At 49.4% G+C, this 14,240-nt stretch carries 11 protein-coding genes; 3 read left to right on the forward strand and 8 right to left on the reverse strand.

Annotated elements, in window-relative coordinates; genetic code table 11:
• The first annotated feature begins 213 nt into the window (after window positions 1–213).
• A complete protein-coding gene (locus ACTJJJ_RS14945; protein WP_188933836.1) occupies window positions 214–3,402 on the forward strand; it encodes a SusC/RagA family TonB-linked outer membrane protein in 3,189 nt (1,062 codons plus the stop codon).
• A 37-nt stretch (window positions 3,403–3,439) separates the two neighbouring features.
• Complete coding sequence (locus tag ACTJJJ_RS14950; protein WP_440702210.1) at window positions 3,440–5,218, forward strand: RagB/SusD family nutrient uptake outer membrane protein; 1,779 nt, start codon at window positions 3,440–3,442, stop codon at window positions 5,216–5,218.
• Window positions 5,219–5,318: 100 nt separating this feature from the next.
• Here ACTJJJ_RS14950 and ACTJJJ_RS14955 read toward each other — a convergent pair whose 3' ends face one another.
• From ACTJJJ_RS14955 to ACTJJJ_RS14970, 4 genes are all read right to left on the reverse strand, one after another.
• On the reverse strand, window positions 5,319–5,723 hold the full coding sequence (locus ACTJJJ_RS14955) for an Hsp20/alpha crystallin family protein (protein WP_188933832.1): 405 nt from the start codon (window positions 5,721–5,723) through the stop codon (window positions 5,319–5,321).
• Between the two features lie 33 nt (window positions 5,724–5,756).
• Complete coding sequence (locus ACTJJJ_RS14960; protein WP_188933830.1) at window positions 5,757–6,017, reverse strand: hypothetical protein; 261 nt, start codon at window positions 6,015–6,017, stop codon at window positions 5,757–5,759.
• 129 nt (window positions 6,018–6,146) lie between these two features.
• A complete protein-coding gene (locus ACTJJJ_RS14965; RefSeq protein ID WP_426293148.1) occupies window positions 6,147–6,527 on the reverse strand; it encodes a hypothetical protein in 381 nt (126 codons plus the stop codon).
• A gap of 11 nt (window positions 6,528–6,538) precedes the next feature.
• Complete coding sequence (locus tag ACTJJJ_RS14970) at window positions 6,539–7,087, reverse strand: RNA polymerase sigma factor (RefSeq protein WP_188933826.1); 549 nt, start codon at window positions 7,085–7,087, stop codon at window positions 6,539–6,541.
• Window positions 7,088–7,571: 484 nt separating this feature from the next.
• Between ACTJJJ_RS14970 and ACTJJJ_RS14975 the strand changes: the two genes are divergently transcribed.
• A complete protein-coding gene (locus ACTJJJ_RS14975; protein ID WP_188933824.1) occupies window positions 7,572–7,937 on the forward strand; it encodes a hypothetical protein in 366 nt (121 codons plus the stop codon).
• Window positions 7,938–8,008: 71 nt separating this feature from the next.
• Here ACTJJJ_RS14975 and ACTJJJ_RS14980 read toward each other — a convergent pair whose 3' ends face one another.
• From ACTJJJ_RS14980 to ACTJJJ_RS14995, 4 genes are all read right to left on the reverse strand, one after another.
• Window positions 8,009–9,043 (reverse strand): Gfo/Idh/MocA family oxidoreductase, encoded by a 1,035-nt coding sequence (locus ACTJJJ_RS14980; protein WP_440702211.1) that lies wholly within the window; start codon window positions 9,041–9,043, stop codon window positions 8,009–8,011.
• A gap of 84 nt (window positions 9,044–9,127) precedes the next feature.
• Window positions 9,128–11,224: an outer membrane protein assembly factor BamB family protein gene (locus tag ACTJJJ_RS14985; RefSeq protein ID WP_440702212.1), complete on the reverse strand. Its 2,097-nt coding sequence runs from the start codon at window positions 11,222–11,224 to the stop codon at window positions 9,128–9,130.
• Window positions 11,225–11,240: 16 nt separating this feature from the next.
• On the reverse strand, window positions 11,241–12,191 hold the full coding sequence (locus ACTJJJ_RS14990; RefSeq protein WP_188933818.1) for a sugar phosphate isomerase/epimerase family protein: 951 nt from the start codon (window positions 12,189–12,191) through the stop codon (window positions 11,241–11,243).
• An 8-nt stretch (window positions 12,192–12,199) separates the two neighbouring features.
• The gene (locus ACTJJJ_RS14995) at window positions 12,200–14,149 is read right to left on the reverse strand and encodes a heparinase II/III domain-containing protein (RefSeq protein WP_188933816.1); all 1,950 of its coding nucleotides are present in this window, start codon (window positions 14,147–14,149) and stop codon (window positions 12,200–12,202) included.
• Window positions 14,150–14,240 lie beyond the last annotated feature (91 nt).

The raw sequence follows: 14,240 nt of genomic DNA on the forward strand, positions 1-14,240 counted from the left end.
TATGGTTGACACTTAATTTAATGGAGATTAAAATTAGATTAAAATTCATTTCAAAAGAGCGCTATTTCTTAGAAAAGATCAATTCCTGTCTGGGTTGTATGATAAAATAATACAATTCTATATTAGATTGAATATATTTTACTTATATTAGATTATTTAATGATTTCAATTGAATATTTTTGGGTAGAATCTATATTAACCTAACTAAATACGATGAAACAAAACTACCTTCGCCTGGGAAGCCGGCCGGTTTTTTGCATGCTTCTCTTCCTCATCTCCCTCACAGCTTTTTCTCAGGATATCACCATCACCGGAAAGGTCATGGATGAACAATCCGGTTCGAGCTTGCCGGGAGCTTCGGTCACACTAAAAGGTTCGACGACCATTGGCGTCACTACGGACGCGGACGGCAAATATTCCATTAAAGTGCCTTCCAGCGCCCAGGTTCTGGTATTTTCATTTATCGGTTACAGTGCCAAGGATGTGGCGATTGGCAATCGAACGGTTATAGACGTGTCAATGACAAGCGACGTCAGCGCGCTCGAAGAAGTGATTGTGACCGGTTACGGTTCGCAGTCGCGGCGTGATATTACCGGCTCGGTAACTACCGTAAATGCGAAAGATCTTCAATCTGTTCCGGCAACCACTTTCGCACAGCAATTGCAAGGCCGTGCGTCGGGTTTGAACATTGTAAACGATGCTACACCGGGTGGAAACGCAACTGTACGTATACGGGGCTTCGGTACGATTGGTAACAATGACCCGCTGTTTATCATCGACGGCGTGCCGACTGAAAACCAGGGTAACCTTAACCCGAATGACATCGAAACGATCCAAATCCTGAAAGACGCTTCGTCGGCCTCCATTTACGGTTCGCGGGCGGCAAACGGCGTTGTGATCATCACTACCAAAAGAGGTAAGATCGGTAAGCCGGTGATTTCCTTCAATGCTTATTACGGAACGCAGAAAGCATATAAGGACGTAGAAGCATTAAATGCCAGGGAACTGGGTGAATACCTCTATCTGGCAGATAAATATGCAGGTAAAACCCCTTCACACGGCCAGTACACCTACGGGCCCAATGGAGAGATTACATTGCCTGATTACGTATTCCCAAGCAAAGGTAAAGAGGGGACACCGGACGTCGACCCTGCGAAATACTCGCTCGTGCCGGGAAACATCTATGCCATTACCAAAGCAGCCGACACCAACTGGTGGAAAGAACTTACTTCCTCAGCACCCATTCAAAATTACCAGCTATCGGCGAGTGGCGGTACTGAAAACAGCCGATATGCACTGTCCGTTGGGTATTTCAGCCAGGACGGGGTTGTGAAATTCATCGGTTACGACCGTTACACCGTTCGGGCGAACACCGAATTCTCTACCCCTAACAAACGGTTCCGCGTAGGGGAGAACCTTGCGGTATCTTTTGATAACAGAAAAGGGGGGTTTGGTAATAACCAGGAACAAAATGCGGTATCGGGTGCTTACAAGCACCACCCGTTGCTTCCTATTTATGATATCAAAGGAAATTTTGCCGGTTCCCGCGGGTTGAACCTTGGAAATAACTCCAATCCTTACGCGACGCTGTTTCGTGAAAAAGATAACCGCACTTATCGCTTGCGCGCATTCGGTAACGTATACGGGGAGTTCGACATTATTCCAAACCTAACCGTTAAGACGAGCCTTGGTATCGATGGGGTAAGCCAGCGGGGCCGCTACATCGGTCGTGCCAACCCCGAATATGTGGAAGGTAGCTTCAACAACGGCTCCACTGCCACCGATTATTATTCCTATCAATGGGTTTGGACGAACACTTTGAGCTACTCTCGCAATTTTGGTACAAATCATAAAGTGGATGCGTACATTGGGGTTGAAGCTATCCGTGAATTTGCCGAAGAGTTTGGTGCTTCCCGCTCAGGTTATGCATTTGAAATACCTTCCATTATCAACTACCTGAATCTTGGAGATGCTACCAAAGCGACCAACTACGGTGGCGTGAACCGGGATTACAGCCTTTATTCGCAATTTGGAAAAGTTAACTACGCTTTTGCGGATAAGTACCTGTTCCAGTTTATTTTGCGTAACGATGCCTCCTCCCGTTTCCAGCAGGCTTCCAGAAATGCCGTATTCCCTGCATTTAGTTTGGGCTGGCGTTTGTCGGACGAAAACTTCATGAAATCGGTGAGTTTTATCAATGACATGAAACTTCGTTACGGCTGGGGTAAAACAGGTAACCAGAAAATCGGGGATTACAATGCCTACACCACTTACCGGGCAGACATTTTCCATGCAGGTTATCCTATCGATGGTTCGGGAAGTCAGCCAACGATCGGTTATGACGCCTCTTCGTTTGGTAACCCTAATGCGAAATGGGAAACTACAACTTCCAATAACATCGGTCTCGATGCGACATTCCTGAACGACGCATTGACACTCGAACTCGATTTCTGGAACCGCAAAACCACCGATATGCTTTTCTCGACGCCGATCACATTTACGGCGGGTGACGCGAATGCCCCTTCTTTCAACGTAGGCCAGATGACGAACAAGGGTATCGACCTTGGTATTTCATATCGTAACACTGCAATGAAAGGCGAGTTGCGCTATGGAGCGTCGTTCAACTACTCGATGTACCGTAACACCGTAGATAAGCTCGACGAAAGCGAGAATACCAAATACTTCGGTGCAGGATCTCGCGTACCTGCGGTGACGCTTACGCAAGCAGGACTGCCGATCTCGTCTTACTATGGTTATAAAGTATTGGGGATCTTCCAGTCCGACGAGGAAGCCAAAGCCTGGGCGCCATATGGTTCCTATAATAAGGCAGGTAAATTCAAAATCGCGGACATTAATAACGACGGCAAAATTACTGACGACGACCGGACCGTTATCGGTAACCCGCACCCCGATTTTGTTTATGGCTTGAACGTGAATATCGGCTATAAAGCCTTCGATCTGACTGTTTTTGGTAATGGCGTGGTGGGTAACGAAATATTCAGCTACCTCCGTTATTTTACCGACTTCAACACCTTCCAGGGTAACCGCGCCAAACGTGCGTTGTATGATGCATGGCAGCCGACTCACAAAGAAGGTACCGTGCCCATTATGGATGCGGATGACCAGATCAGTAGCCGCCCTTCCAGCTATTTTGTGGAAAAAGGCACCTACTTCCGTTTGAAAAACGTGCAGCTTACTTACTCTTTGCCCAAGCCGATTGCCGCCAAGATCGGTTTCAGCAATGCGCAGATCTACATACAGGGACAGAATATGTTCACAGTCAGCAAATACACTGGTTTGAACCCCGAAATCCAGACTGGCGAGGACCGTACGCTCGGCTTTGACGGGGGTTATATGCCGGTGTCCCGGACATTCCTGCTCGGCCTTAACGTATCATTCTGACAACCGGTTTTTCTCTGATCTTAAAAATTCGATATATATGAATTCAAGACTTGTAAAATACATGCTATCGGTGGGTCTGGCAATCGGGATTGTCTCGGCTTGTAAAGACTCATTCCTGAGCCGCGATCCGCAAGGACAATATAGCCCTACGGCCCTCAAAACACCTTCCGGTGTCGAAGGCTTGCTTGTAGGCGCCTACGCGATGATCGACGGGCAGGGCCTCGACGGTCAGGATCCGTGGAACAACGACATCCAGAGCTGGGTTTTCGGCGGGATTGCCTCTGATGATTCCTATAAAGGTACCGACGCCGGTGACCAGCCCGAAGAATCGTTCATCGAGAAATGGGACTTTCAGCCTACCAACAACCACATCAAAAACAAATGGCGCGGATTGTATAAAGGCATTGCCCGTACCAACGACGTGATCAACACCCTGGCGGAAGTGCCGGAAGTTGCCGACGCGCGCAGAAAGCAGATTATTGCCGAAGCACGCTTCCTGCGCGGATTGTTTCACTTCGAAGCCAAGAAAATGTGGAAAACAGTCCCTTATATCGACGAGACCATTTACAAACTCGATGATTTGGAAAGTACCAAAATTCCGAACGACAAGGACATATGGCCGATGATCGAAGCTGATTTTAAAGCGGCGTCGGAGGGACTTCCCGAAGCACAATCGCAGGTAGGACGGCCTACCAAATGGGCAGCGCTGGCTTTTCTGGCCAAGGCTTACATGTACCAGGGTTGGAATATTTCTACCGGTGCGGCCAATGTGGCTGTTTTGCAAAAAGCGAAACCAATTCTGGAACAGATCATTGCTTCGGGCAAGTTTTCGCTGGCTCCCAAGTTTGAGGATAACTTCCTGATCGCGACCCGCAATAATGCCGAATCGATTTTCGAGATCCAGTATGCCGTTTCCAGCGCGTCGGGTGACGCGGCTGACGCGGGTGTAGGTTTGGCGCACCCGTACATCGACCCGTGGGGCTGCTGCGGATTTTACCAGCCTTCACAAAACCTCGTGAATGCATTTAAAACGACTGCTACCGGTTTGCCGATGCTGGATAATTTCAATGACAGCGATGTGAAAAATGACCAGGGTTTGAAATACAGCGATCCTTTCGAACCTTACACAGGGACGCTCGATCCGCGTCTGGATCAGACCGTTGGCCGTCGCGGCATTCTTTTCAAGGATTTCAAGATCCACGGCAGCGACTTCATCCGCGACCAGACTTACGCAGGGCCCTATTCTCCTAAAAAGCACATTTCCGAGAAAGCGGGCTTTGGTATCAATGGCTGGGGTAACCTTTCCAGCAATAACTACCGCATCATGCGATACGGTATGATACTGCTCTGGCTTGCCGAATGCGACGTGGAATTGGGTAACCTGGAAAATGCACGGAAGCTTGTGAACCAAATCCGTGCACGTGCTGCTAATCCTGCGGGTTTTGTGAAAAAAGCCGTTCAGGGCTCTAAATCGAGGGATGACTATACCGTCATGAATGAGCCGGCGGCAAACTATGTGATTAAAACTTATGACCAGGCATGGACAGATGCAGCTACTGCACGCAAAGCCGTTCGTTTCGAAAGCCGCCTAGAATTTGCGATGGAAGGCCACCGTTTCTTCGACCTGCAACGCTGGGGAATTGCGGCAGAGGTATTGAATGCCTATGTGGCTGTCGAAGCCAATAAAAGAGTTTACAAAAAGGGTGCAGTGTTTACAAAAGGTAAGAACGAGTTTTTCCCGATTCCACAGGAAGCGATCGACCGGTCGTACAAAGCGGGAGCAGCTACGCTCACACAAGACCCTGCGTATAAATGATTTGGTTAGTTAGAACCAGTATTTGTTAAGCGTTTGTAATCAGAAAAGCCCCTGCGAAAATGCGGGGGCTTTCTTAGTTGATGAAGTTTTTGGGATAACCCTAGTTTACGTTGATTTCCTGCGCAGGCTTCTCCGAGCCCGGCACGATCGGCAGCATCAGTTGGAGGATGCCATTGTTATATTGAGCGCTGATGTTTTCGGTATCGACGGTATTGTCTATCATGAATGTCCGATGGAACGAGCTTTTGCTGAATTCCTGCCGTATCCAGTTGCGCTTCTCATTGAGGTTGTCTTTCACTTCATAGGAAATTGTGAGCTCCAACCCTTGCACATTGATTTTGAAATCTTCCTTATTGCGGTCGGGCGCGAAAATGAGCATTTCGTAGCTCTCATCGTGCTTGACAATGTTGACCGGCACCCGGAATTCTCGTTGCGGCCCGAAATGTCTGCCATAATGCTCGTGGCGCATTCCAAAACCACGACGTCCGAATCTGTTATCACACATAATTTTTGATTGTTTATTGATGAATGAATTGTTTTAAACTTTTTGAGGCATTGGGTCTATCGGGTCGGCCAGGTATTCGCGCTGATGTCCGCCGAAATCGGCATTAGGATAACCGTAAAAGCCCGAATGGTAATGCCGCCATCTACGGTAGCGCCTTCTTCCGGCAATAAGCCTGAAAATCAGCCCAAGGAAGAGGAAGAAAAATATAGCCTTGAATATCAGGAATGGGAGTGCAAACAGGAACAAACCTGCCAGAACCGCGGCCCCTATGGATTTTAGAATGACGATGAACATGATCTTGTCTGGTTTTTGATGAATAATTGTGCGCCATTTGCGCCTACATCATAGCAGACGTCTGATTAAAGAAATTACTTTAAATGTGTCAAAAATAAAACCCGGCTGCCGGGCCGGGTTTGTTATACATTACATATGCTCAGGTGGCTTCCTCCACCGGTTCCGCATTTCCTGCCGAAACTTGCTGCGTTCCTCGTCGGTCATATGCATCCATTTGTTTTTCCAGGCGAGCATCTCCTCGCGGTGCCCGCGACCGAAACGTCGGTTGAATCGCTCCCATTTGTTATGATGCCGGTGATGATCCGGCCCTCTGAAACCTCCGAAGAGTACTTTGCATAAAACGAACAGGCCTACTCCCTGCCAGTAGCTGATAGGATTAAAGTTGGCAGCAGCGGGCAAAATGGCATTCCAGAGCCATTGCACAACTGCTCCGAATGCGAATGCTGCGATCAGGACAAAAACCGGCAGCGCAAGCCGAAATCTTCTACCTCTGTTTTGCGGGTTCATCATGGTCGACAAATTTAATAATTTACAAACTCCCGGTACACGCTTTCGAGCCGTTCACGAAGATGACGGACAGCGTAGCGCTTGCGGGAAATTAAGGTTTTGATATTCTCCCCGGTGCGATCGGCGATCTCCTGGAAAGTCTGGTCTTCGAGTTCGTTCCAGATAAACACCTGCCGCTGGTTCTCCGGGAGCTCGTCCAGGGCAATATTCAACTGCTCCCAGAAAAGATCCTTCAAATAAGCGGTTTCAGGTGTATTGTCGTCGGCGAGGAGAATGTCCTTGAAATGAAATTCACCATCCTCATCTTCGTAGCTGAAATCTTCGAGCGATTCCGGCTTCTGTTTGCGGTATTTGTCGATGATCCGGTTGCGCGCCACGCGGTACAACCAGCTGCTCATCTGTTCGATCGCCTCTATCTCCGGAACTGTGCTCAGCTGGTACCATACATCCTGCAAAATATCTTCTGCATCCTCGTCGGTATTGACGCGCTGCCGGATGAACCCCAGCAACTGCTTGCCATAGGATGCGACGGTTTGGATGATATTTGGCTTTTTCTGCGACAAACGGACTTTTAAACTATTACAGGTTAGCAGACGGCTGACTTTCGGAAATACTTTAACGGGTAACAAGATTTTTCTGTCACAAAAGCACCGCAGTGGTGGACCGCGAAGGAACAGGAAATCAAAGGCTTTGTGGGTAATCGTGCCTTCGTTGTAAAATCCATTAACCCAGTATACTATTCAAAAATATTTAAAAAGTACAACAAATGGTCATTTGTACTTTTCTAACAATACTGTCAAATTTCAAACGACTTGCTGTACTTTTTGTAGAAACGTATAATTATTTCAATATTTATATACTGCACTAAAAAGAACTTTCACTATTCGAAATTGCCCTTATTGACTTTTAATCACAATGTTGGGTACCTTTGTAATGTCCAAAGAGCAAAAATCTAAAAAGAGAGAATGCTTCGAGAGCTTGATCAGGTAAAAGCCTGAAAAGTACAAATTGGTAACATTGAATCAGACTTTAAACATTAAGAATAAAATGAAAAAAACTATCTTGGCAATCGCAGTTTTGGTGGGAGTATCAACTGCAAATCTTTCAATCGCTGCTGATAAAGTAAAAGAAAACAACGCATCTATCGAGCTTGTTTCCGGTGCAGAATTGAAATTCAAATTGTCCCTTGAAAACGTAAAAGAAAGATCTTCACTCGTTATCAAAGACTACACAGGAACAATCGTTTACAGCACTTCGATCCCTAAGTCTGAAAACTACACTAAGATCTTCGACCTGTCGAACCTGGCTGACGGAAATTACAGCTTCATCATCAACAATGGCAGCGAAATCTCTACAAAGCCATTCGCGATCTCGACTGAAACAAAACGTCAGGTAACAGCAGTTATCAAATAATACAAGCCCTTAGGGCATGAAAAAAGGCAGTCAGGATATTCCGGACTGCCTTTTGCTATTTATGGCGGCTTTTAGTAAGCCAACACTTTCTTTTCGTTGCTGCTCTGGAATGCCAGGTCGATGACACGGCAGGTGCGCAACACCTCCTCGGGCTTCACCGCCAGCTCGGCGCCGTGAACAATGGCGTCGTAAACATTCTGGTAGAACGGCATATAATCGCCCGCTTCACTCGCTACAATGCCCGTGTACGCTTCGCTGTACAGCTTACCCCAGCGGTCTTCCGGCTCCACGCCCCAAGGCTTTTCGCTTGGCAGGACATTCTTGCGCAAAGTCTCTTCCTGTGGGTCGAGGCCTCCTTTGATGAACGAGCCTTTTGTTCCGTGCAGGACATAGCGCAGGTGGTTTTCATACACCATCAGGCTCGATTTCACGATTACCGATTTATCGGCATAACCTAGGCGAATGTCGAAATAATCGTCGATTTCGCTGGTCGGGCGGACGATACGGATATCCGCGGTCACGGTTTCCGGCTCGCCGAACAATACCAATGCCTGGTCGATCAAATGCGGGCCGAGGTTATAAACATTGCCGCCCACCGGCACTGCGCGTTCTTTCCATGAACCGGCCACCGCCTCACGATAGCGGTCATACCGGCATTCGTATTCGATAATATCGCCCAACTTTCCTTCTTCAAGCAATTTCTGAATAGTAAGGAAGTCGGAGTCCCAGCGGCGGTTTTGATATGCTGTCAGTACCAGGCCTTTTTCTTTCGCCAGTTTCACCAGCTGACGGGCTTCGTCGGCAGTAGCGGAGAAAGGTTTCTCGATCACTACGTGCTTGCCGTTTTCAAGCGCGTCCATCGCGTACTCGAAATGCGTATCGTTGGGCGTGCATATAAAAACCAGGTCGATTTCCTCGTCGCTGAGCAATTCTTCCACGGACCGCGCATTGCCGATCGTCGGGTCAAACTCCTGCGCCTCGTTTTTGGACCTTTCGACCACGGTCTTGATCTTGAAATTCGGGTTAGTACTCAGGAATGGCGAATGAAAATACCGCCCCGACAAACCGAAACCGATTAAACCAACATTGAGAATTTTTGAAGGCATAGTTTTAGATTGAAAAAGGTAATGAGCTTATCCTAATGCTCACAAAGTTAGTCTTACATTTAAAATGGCGAAGTAAAATGTGCATCAAGGCAATGAAAACGCCACATACTTGTCACCCGACTTCGTATTCAGCTTACCGCCACCACAGGCTATGACGACATATTGCTTGCCATTCACTGAATAGGTGCTTGCCGAGGCGTATCCCGCAGCAGGCAATGCCGTTTGCCATAAAATTTTACCAGTCTCCTTGTCGAATGCGCGGAACTGCTCGTCGCGGCTGGCTGCGATGAAGATCAAACCACTGGCAGTGACTAATGGGCCGCCATAATTGTCAGTACCGGTTGGGGGAATGCCTTTGGCTGTTAACTCCTTGTATTCGCCGAGCGGCACCTGCCATTTCCTCCGACCGGTATTAAGGTCGATAGCCGTTAAAGTGCCCCAGGGTGGCCGGCTTACCGGATAGCCGTTCCGGTCGTACCAGCGGTTATACCCGGTGTGCTGATAAGGAACCTGCGTTTTGGAATCGATTTTAATGCTTTCCTTATTTTCCTGGTTGCTGAGATAGGCGATGATCGACTTTCGTTCGGCGTCCGAGATGTGCGTGAAAGATGGCATCATGCCGCGTCCGTTTTGCAGAATTGTCTCTACTTGCGCAGGTTTGAGGCGTTTTTCGAGGTTAGCGAGCGAGGGGTAGGAGCCGTCGTGGTTGCCCATCTTATCGGCTCCATGGCAGGCGGCGCAATTTATTTGATATAACTGAGCGCCGGTTACGCCGGCCGTGTTTTTGGGGATTTCTTTTTGGATGAGTGAGGTATAAACCGGTATTTCTTTGGCTGGAACGTACATAATGCTTCCTGGATCGGTCGCTGCGCCGCCCCACTGTGCGCCGCCATCGGTGCCGGGATAGAAGACGGTCATGCTGGAAGTGATCGGAATGTAGGCGCTGCCGGTTTTGGCTTTGGAAAGCACATCCACGAGCGAATCGCGGTCGGCTACGAATGCATTGAAATCACCTGCGTTGAATGTCTGGCGCGCAAATGGGGCCGGTAATGTGGGAATAGGCTGCGTAGCGCTTACTTTTTCACCTTCAATGCCCGGGAAATTGAATGGGGTTTCCTTGATCGGAAACAGCGGTTTGCCGGTAACGCGGTCGAGGACGAATACATAACCTTGCTTTGTGACCTGCACTACGGCATCGACACGCTTACCCTTGTGCGTGACGGTCACCAGGTTTGCAGGGCAGGGCGGGTCGCGATCCCAGATGTCGTGATGCACGAGTTGGTAATGCCACAGGCGTTTACCTGTTGCGGCGTCCAGGGCGAGGAGGCAATTGGCAAAGAGGTTGTGGCCTGGCCGGTTGCCTCCGTAAAAATCGTATGCCGCCGATCCCGTCGGAATGTAGACGATCCCGCGGTCCCGGTCGATGGCCATACCGGCCCACGCATTTGCTCCCCCGAAATTCTGGCGCGCGTTCACAGGCCAGGTTTCGGCACCATATTCGCCTTTCGCTGGTATTGTCCTGAACGTCCAGGCCAGCTTTCCCGTACGCGCATCATACGCACGCACGTCCCCGAGCAGCGCGGTTTCGTTTTCATTGACACGGGCACCGGTTATCAGCAGATTTTTGTAAATCGTATTGGGGGTATTCGGCGTAATGTAATCATCCGCGCCAGGGCGTTCGAGGCCGGTTTTTAGATTAATGCGGCCATTTTCACCAAAGCTGGTGATCAATGAGCCGTCGGTCGCATTCAATGCATAAATCCATTTCCCAGCCCCGAAGAAAATGCGCTTTTCGTTACCACCCGACCAATAGGTAACGCCACGGCTCGTCGTGCCGCCATTGTCGGCAATATCGGTTTTCCAGATTTGCTGTCCGGTCGCGGCATTCAATGCGAATGCCTGCGTCCCTGCCGAGACGCCGTACAGAATGCCGTCGATCACGATCGGGTTGCATTGCATTTGCGTACGGTTGCGCGCCGTATCGGCACCGCCGGACGCGTACGTCCACGCGACTTTGAGTTGCGCTACATTTTCCTTCGTGATCTGGTTCAGGGCAGAGTAATGACTACGCGCGCCGTTACCGTTATACTCCGGCCAGTTCTGGTCGGAGGAATGGGTGCTGACCACAAAACCGCATAGCGCAGCAAACGATGCCGACAGAAGAACGGGGTTTAGTTTCATGGAATGCGGCTGGTTGTTAAGCGGCTGCCCAGAGTTCTTTCAGCTTTTGCAAATCGCGCTTCATCGCGTCGAAAACCACTTTTTTATCTACCGTAATTTCATATGCACCCTGATCGGCACCGCCCAGCGGGTATTCGAGGTGAAGGCAGATCGGCACATCCACTTTCAGGTCTTTCAGCAATTTGAAATAGGTTTTGAAATCCACCATTCCTTCGCCCAGCGGCACGCTCTTCACAGCCCATTTACCACTGCTGTTTTTGTCCCAATAAAAATCCTTGATCACGATCGTCTTGATATGCGGACGGATCAGGTTGAAACCCGTTTGCCAGGAAAGGCCGCCTTCGACAGTGGCATGGCGGATGTCGTATTGCGCACCCATGGTTTTGGGATTTGCTTTTTGAAGTATTTGCCAGATCTCGAACATCGAGGCGCCCACCATCCGGCCCGAATGGTTCTGGTAGCAACCATGAATGCCCAGTTTATCATTCAATTGACTCAACCCAGCCATTTTGGTGCCAAACTCCCCAAGCTGCTCAGGAATCGCTTTTTGCTCATTGTATCGGTACCAGTTCATGCGGTAATACTTAAAACCCAGCTTAGCCGCCGTTTCCAGCAGTTTTTTATCAACGGGATTTGCGGCGTCCTCGACGGCCGTACAAAACATCTGCGGGGCAAGCCCTACTTTTTTCATCGCTTCCACGGCAAGCGGAAGGTCTGTTTCCACTTTTTCGGGCAATACGTGGCCCTTCGGGCGCACCGTCAAGTCAATACCGTCAAAACCGAGCTCTTTGGCCACTTCGGCCATATCCTGGTAGTTCAGGAATTGCAGGTGTTTGGAAAATATATTGACTTTCAAATCATCCGCCGCCCTATTGGCCGGGTTTGCAAACGATTCTTGTGCCAGCGAAGGAATGACGGTGCCGGCGAGGGTGCTATTGATGAGGAATTCTCTGCGGGATAGGCTCATGGGCTTGTTCAGGATTTGGTAATGATGAAAATGTGTTTGCCTTTTGGCTTTAATGCCTTGCTGGTGAGTACAATGCGGGTAACCGGATTGCCGTCCCATTTGGTTTTGAAACTATTATATTCCATACCTTCGGTGGATGGTAATTCGGTGGAAACGGTCCAGGTCTTCGGGTCATAAGTGAGCGAAACGGTTTTTTTACCGGAGGTCGTCAGGATGATTTTGCCGGGTGTGCCGGTATCGACTTTGCAGACGGTCATGAATATTTGCTGTAATGAGTCCGGTTTCTGTTTCAGGGTGTAATCATCGGAGATTTCGACCGCATTTTTACTGCGATTGAGCTTTACCAGCCTGTTCCACTTTTGTATGCCAGCCTCCTGCGGATAGGCCGGAGCGATGTCCATTGCCAGCGAAACTTCCTTTTCAGAAATATTGCTTTTAACGTTCCTCGCATTAAACTGCTTACCGGCCGGCTGCCCAAACCCATTAATGACCGGCAGATTATGGTATTTGGATTGGGTAAACCAAAGCTCGTACCTTTTGGAAGAAAACGTCCGCGCCGTATAGTTACCGCGGCCGGCATCGACGATCACGGGCTCGCCATCGGCATACACAATAAAATCGCCGACATCATTATGGTTATGGCTTTCGGCATTGTGGCCGGCGTGTGTGGCCAGGTACAGGCCGTTGTCGGAGCGGGCGGTTAGCACTTCAATGTCGGAAAGCCATGATTGTGCTACTTGCTTGTAAGTTTTGGATTGATCTGGCTTCAATTCGGAGGTTGTGAGAAGGTTCCATACTTTTCTGGGGCGCTGGTAACCATTGCCGCCGGTAATCGCGCCGAACTGGCCGTAAGCCCATTCGCCTAGCGCAGTCAGTTCCGGGTCCTGAACGGCCTTTCCAAAGCGGTAGAGCATTAACCCGTCCGGTTTCAGCTTCGGGTCGGCATCGGCGAAGTTGACGAAGTAATCGTTCGCAATATGCACTTTGTAAACGTAAGCCGCCATTTTGCGGATCAGATCATTGTCATAAATATTGATTTTTCCACTGGTAGCGCTTTCCAGAATCGCGAGTGCATCATAGGCGCTGGCACCGGCGGCAAACCAGTAGCTGGGGCCTTCGTCACAACCACCGTCGTCGCCTAGACTATTGAAATACCGGTCGAGGAACACCATATACTGATACGCATTATCGCTGCGTTTTTGGGCGTCTTTTTCCAATAGCAAATCGGCAATCAGCAGGTTGGATACGATCCACGGGTTCCAGTTGTTCACGGGATTGGTAGTGCTTAGCCAGCCGTAGCGTTTGGCGTCTTTCAGCGGTTCGAATATCTTTTTATTGGTTTCAAAGTAAATGCGCGGCCTGATGAGGGGGGACATTTTATCCAGTTTCGCTCCCAGGAAATAATCAGTAAGTGCCAATACGCCTGCGGTTTCGGCGCCGAAAAGGTCGACGGTCGGATCCTGTACGTCGGGCAGGCCGTTTTTGGCTTTTTGCACGCTCAAATGCGCCGGTACACCCCAGTAGGTTTCTTCACAAATAGCCCATACCGAGTTCAGAATGGCTTCCATGAAACGGTCTTTGCCCTCCACAGCCTCGGCGAGCACGAGGCTCATCAACTGGTTTCTACGCCCGAACGACGCGGCTGCGTGTCGCTCGCGGTCGCCGCTGCGGGTAAAATCGAGCAAAAGGCTTGCCGTAACCATTGGAATAGGCTTTTCCAAGGCCTCTTCACCTGCTTTGATGATTTTCGCGAGTTCGGCCGGGTCGGTTTTGCTGCGCCATTCTTCGGGTGTTTTGGGGTAGGGTGCCCATTGATCAAGCGGAATGAGTGCTTCGCTGAATGCGCTCTGGCTGTACTTCCGGGCGAGAATGTTTCGCTGGGTGACTTGTGCGCCCGCAGGCTGGGCGCCCCCGGACAATGCTATCGCCAGGGCAAACGCCAGTAGTAGTCTGATCATAACGGCTGTGGTTTAGGAAGTTGAATGTAGCCTAACTATAAGACTCCAATATTCAGTAGAATCACTTACTTCGGCCTTTAATTTAAATTCA

Source organism: Dyadobacter sp. 22481, assembly GCF_052044875.1.
GTDB lineage: Bacteria > Bacteroidota > Bacteroidia > Cytophagales > Spirosomataceae > Dyadobacter > Dyadobacter endophyticus.

Bases quoted from the DNA above. Each gene is read 5' to 3' on its own strand.
- ACTJJJ_RS14985 (WP_440702212.1), bottom strand. From the start codon at position 11,224: ATGAAACTAAACCCCGTTCTTCTGTCGGCATCGTTTGCTGCGCTATGC.
- ACTJJJ_RS14945 (WP_188933836.1), top strand. From the start codon at position 214: ATGAAACAAAACTACCTTCGCCTGGGAAGCCGGCCGGTTTTTTGCATG.
- ACTJJJ_RS14990 (WP_188933818.1), bottom strand. From the start codon at position 12,191: ATGAGCCTATCCCGCAGAGAATTCCTCATCAATAGCACCCTCGCCGGC.
- ACTJJJ_RS14980 (WP_440702211.1), bottom strand. From the start codon at position 9,043: ATGCCTTCAAAAATTCTCAATGTTGGTTTAATCGGTTTCGGTTTGTCG.
- ACTJJJ_RS14995 (WP_188933816.1), bottom strand. From the start codon at position 14,149: ATGATCAGACTACTACTGGCGTTTGCCCTGGCGATAGCATTGTCCGGG.
- ACTJJJ_RS14955 (WP_188933832.1), bottom strand. From the start codon at position 5,723: ATGTGTGATAACAGATTCGGACGTCGTGGTTTTGGAATGCGCCACGAG.
- ACTJJJ_RS14960 (WP_188933830.1), bottom strand. From the start codon at position 6,017: ATGTTCATCGTCATTCTAAAATCCATAGGGGCCGCGGTTCTGGCAGGT.
- ACTJJJ_RS14965 (WP_426293148.1), bottom strand. From the start codon at position 6,527: ATGATGAACCCGCAAAACAGAGGTAGAAGATTTCGGCTTGCGCTGCCG.
- ACTJJJ_RS14950 (WP_440702210.1), top strand. From the start codon at position 3,440: ATGAATTCAAGACTTGTAAAATACATGCTATCGGTGGGTCTGGCAATC.
- ACTJJJ_RS14975 (WP_188933824.1), top strand. From the start codon at position 7,572: ATGAAAAAAACTATCTTGGCAATCGCAGTTTTGGTGGGAGTATCAACT.